We start from the raw sequence: 3,328 nt of genomic DNA on the forward strand, positions 1-3,328 counted from the left end.
AGGTTCCCTCGGATATATAATATCTCTCCCATGAGCAAGTTCTACGTAACAACGCCCATATACTACGTCAACGACGTCCCCCACATAGGTCATGCCTACACAACCATAGCTGCGGACACCTTAGCTCGCTTTTACAGGTTGAGGGGGTACGATGTCTTCTTCCTGACGGGGACAGACGAGCATGGACTGAAGATTCAGAAATCTGCCGAGGAAAGGGGTATATCCCCAAAAGAGCTTGCCGACAGGAACTCGGAGAACTTCAAGAGGCTGTGGGAGTTTCTCGGGATAGAGTACACGAAGTTCATCAGGACCACAGACCCCCAGCACGTTGAGTTCGTCAAGGAGGTATTCACAAAGAGCTACGAGAGGGGAGACATCTATCTGGGAGAGTACGAGGGTTGGTACTGCGTTGGGTGTGAGGAGTTCAAGACGGAGGCGGAGCTTGCGGAGGGGAACACCTGTCCTATACACCTCAAACCCTGCGAGTACATAAGGGAGCCCTCCTACTTCTTCAGGCTCAGCGCCTATCAGGAAAGGCTCCTTAAGCTTTACGAAGAGCACCCCGAGTTCGTTAAGCCCGACTACAGGAGGAACGAGATAGTATCCTTCGTCAGTCAAGGTTTGAAGGACCTATCGGTGACGAGACCGAGAAGCAGGGTCAGGTGGGGGATTCAGGTTCCCTTTGACCCCGACCACACGATATACGTCTGGTTTGATGCCCTCTTCAACTACCTGTCCGCCTTGGGAGACAAGGCTGATGTCTACTGGCCCGCCGACCTTCACATAGTGGGGAAGGACATACTGCGCTTCCACACCGTTTATTGGCCTGCCTTTCTTATGTCCGTTGGTTACGAGATACCCGGGACGGTCTTTGCCCACGGCTGGTGGACTGTGGAGGGTAAGAAGATGTCCAAGTCCCTCGGAAACGTCATTGACCCTTACGATGTGGTAAAGGAGTACGGTCTTGATGAGGTCAGGTACTTTTTGCTTAGGGAGGTGCCCTTCGGTCAGGATGGGGACTTCTCCAGAGAGGCTATACTTGGCAGGATAAACGGAGAGCTCGCCAACGAGATAGGCAACCTCTTCAGCAGGGTAACCGCCATGAGCCTCAGGTACCTGAAGGGTGAGGTGAGCGGAAAGGGAGACCCAGCATACCTGAAGGTAGCTCAGGAGGTCCTGTCGTCCCACGAGTCCCTTATGCAGGAGGTGAACTTTTACAGAGCTCTTGAGGAGGTTCTCAGGCTCAGCTCCTTCCTGAACAAGTATGTGGACGAGAAGGCTCCCTGGGAACTTGCCAAGAGGGGAGACGAGAGCCTGAGGGATGTCCTCTACACCCTGGTTGATGGACTCTTCCTTCTGAGCTACATGCTCTTACCCTTCATGCCGAGCAAGATGAAGACTGCCCTTGACATGCTCGGTGTTAAAGAGCTACCTACGGAGCTTAAGCCGTGCCTATTTAAGACCTACCGAATCGGAGAAAGGAAAATACTCTTTCCCAAAAGGAATGTCTGACCTTCTTCCTAAGCACGATCAGAAGAACCGTTCCCTCAAGCTCGTAGGACCTCATGTCTATATACTTCGCCTTCTCAGAGGGAATGTTGAGTGAAAAATACCCGTAAAATAGTCCCATGTCCAGAAGAGTTCCCCGTGGATGGAGAGGTCTCTCCTACCTTCTTGTTCTGCTCGTCCTCTACGTCTTTTACCAGCTCGCCGGGGAGCAGTTCAGGGAGCTCGGTGGCTCCTCTCCACAGACTGGTGCGGAGAGAGGGTCCCCTGCAAAGTGATAAGGGTTTACGATGGGGACACCTTCAAGTGCAGGCTTGAGTCGGGGGAGGAGGTGAAGGTAAGGCTCATAGGGGTTGATACTCCGGAGAGCAGAAGGAACAAGAAAGCCTACAGAGATGCAAAAAGGAGCGGGAAATCCGTGGAAGAGATAGTTCGTCTGGGGAAGAAGGCTTCTGCCTTTACAAAGAAGCTTATACCTCCGGGAACGGTGGTCTATCTTGAGACGGACGTTCAGATACACGATAGATACGGAAGGCTTTTGGCTTATGTATATCTGCCTGACGGGAGGATGCTCAACGAGGTCCTTGTTGAGGAAGGCTACGCAACCGCCTACACGGTTCCTCCGAACGTAAAGTATGCGGAGAGGTTTGTCCAGCTCCAGAGGGAAGCCATGAGGAAGAGAAAGGGTCTCTGGAAGGAGGGTATGTGATGCCGCTCTTCCCTGCCTTCGTTGACCTGTCTCGGAGGGAGCTCCTCGTCGTGGGTGGAGGAAAGGTCGCAACCAGAAAGGTTCAGAGCCTTCTAAAGTTTACCAAGAGGATAACCGTGGTTGCGCCTAAGGTAACGAGGGAGATGAAGGAGCTCGTGAAGGAAAACGGGCTCAGGCTGAGGAGAAGGAGATTCCTCAGGTCAGACCTTAAGGACAAGTTCATGGTCATAGTCGCTGTTGATGACCTTGCTCTCCAGAGGGAGATTTACCAGCTCTGTGAAGAGAGGGGAATACTCTGCAACTCCGTTGACTCTCCTGAGCTCTGCAACTTCATCTTCCCGTCCCTCATAGTCAGGGGAGACCTGGTTATAGGCATAAGTACCTCAGGCAAGGTTCCGGCTCTTTCAAAGAGGGTGAGGGAGCTCCTTGAGAGCTGCCTTCCGGAGGACATTGAGAGGCTTCTTGAGCTCCTTGAGAGGGAGCGCTCCTCTCTGGACAAGGGTGAGGAGAGGCAGAGGAGGATAAAGGAGCTAGTTAAAAAGCTTGTACCACCTCCTGATGTATAGTTTTAGCAACAACAGGATAATGAGCAAAAACCATACTGGAAGAGTATGCACAGATTTAGACGTCAGCGCTGAGCACCCTCCACCACCGCTCTGAGTGCTACCTCCACCCGTTCCACCGCCTGTTCCTGTTTGAAGGTCAAGGGTTGTTGTTTTTCCCTGTACAACTTCAACTGTCTGGGTTATACTCTCAGCTCCGCTCTTTGCCACTATCGTATATACACCGGAAGCTTCAATATAAAGGGTATAGTTTCCGTTGCTGTCTGTCTTTGTACTGTGTCCTGCCAAGGTAGAAACTAAGGCTCCACTTGCTGGAGTTCCGTCGTTCTTTGTTACCTTAACGGTGAGCACAGCCGGTGAAAATGGAGTTCCGTAATTCCCCAAATTACTTACCACACTTCCGTACAGTTTAGCAGGGAAGAGGAAGAGGATAACCACCGCCAAGAAGACCTTAAACTTTTTAAAATCCCTCATCTCATCCACCTCCGGGGATCAAAAGGCTCTGAACATTTGGGGCATGGACCTTCTGGGATAGTATCTATGCCTCCCA

5 protein-coding genes are annotated in these 3,328 nt (G+C 51.8%); 4 read left to right on the forward strand and 1 reads right to left on the reverse strand.

Annotated features, from left to right (window positions below):
- Positions 1-30 precede the first annotated feature (30 nt).
- The 4 genes from metG (at position 31) to AC1HCM_RS07860 (ending at position 2,781) form a co-directional block, all read left to right on the forward strand.
- Positions 31-1,512 carry a methionine--tRNA ligase gene (gene metG, locus AC1HCM_RS07845; protein WP_479461214.1) on the forward strand — a complete coding sequence of 494 codons (1,482 nt, stop codon included), beginning with the start codon at positions 31-33 and terminating at the stop codon, positions 1,510-1,512.
- 116 nt (positions 1,513-1,628) lie between these two features.
- A complete protein-coding gene (locus tag AC1HCM_RS07850) occupies positions 1,629-1,784 on the forward strand; it encodes a hypothetical protein (RefSeq protein ID WP_479461215.1) in 156 nt (51 codons plus the stop codon).
- The gene (locus AC1HCM_RS07855; RefSeq protein WP_479461216.1) at positions 1,781-2,215 is read left to right on the forward strand and encodes a thermonuclease family protein; all 435 of its coding nucleotides are present in this window, start codon (positions 1,781-1,783) and stop codon (positions 2,213-2,215) included. Before AC1HCM_RS07850 ends, AC1HCM_RS07855 begins: the two co-directional genes overlap by 4 nt.
- A complete protein-coding gene (locus AC1HCM_RS07860; RefSeq protein WP_479461217.1) occupies positions 2,215-2,781 on the forward strand; it encodes a precorrin-2 dehydrogenase/sirohydrochlorin ferrochelatase family protein in 567 nt (188 codons plus the stop codon). The genes AC1HCM_RS07855 and AC1HCM_RS07860 overlap by 1 nt, the downstream gene beginning before the upstream one ends.
- On the opposite strand, the gene AC1HCM_RS07865 is transcribed toward AC1HCM_RS07860, so the two are convergent.
- Positions 2,746-3,252 carry a carboxypeptidase regulatory-like domain-containing protein gene (locus tag AC1HCM_RS07865; RefSeq protein WP_479461218.1) on the reverse strand — a complete coding sequence of 169 codons (507 nt, stop codon included), beginning with the start codon at positions 3,250-3,252 and terminating at the stop codon, positions 2,746-2,748. The genes AC1HCM_RS07860 and AC1HCM_RS07865 overlap by 36 nt on opposite strands.
- Positions 3,253-3,328: the final 76 nt, after the last annotated feature.

This window comes from Hydrogenivirga sp. (assembly GCF_056450045.1).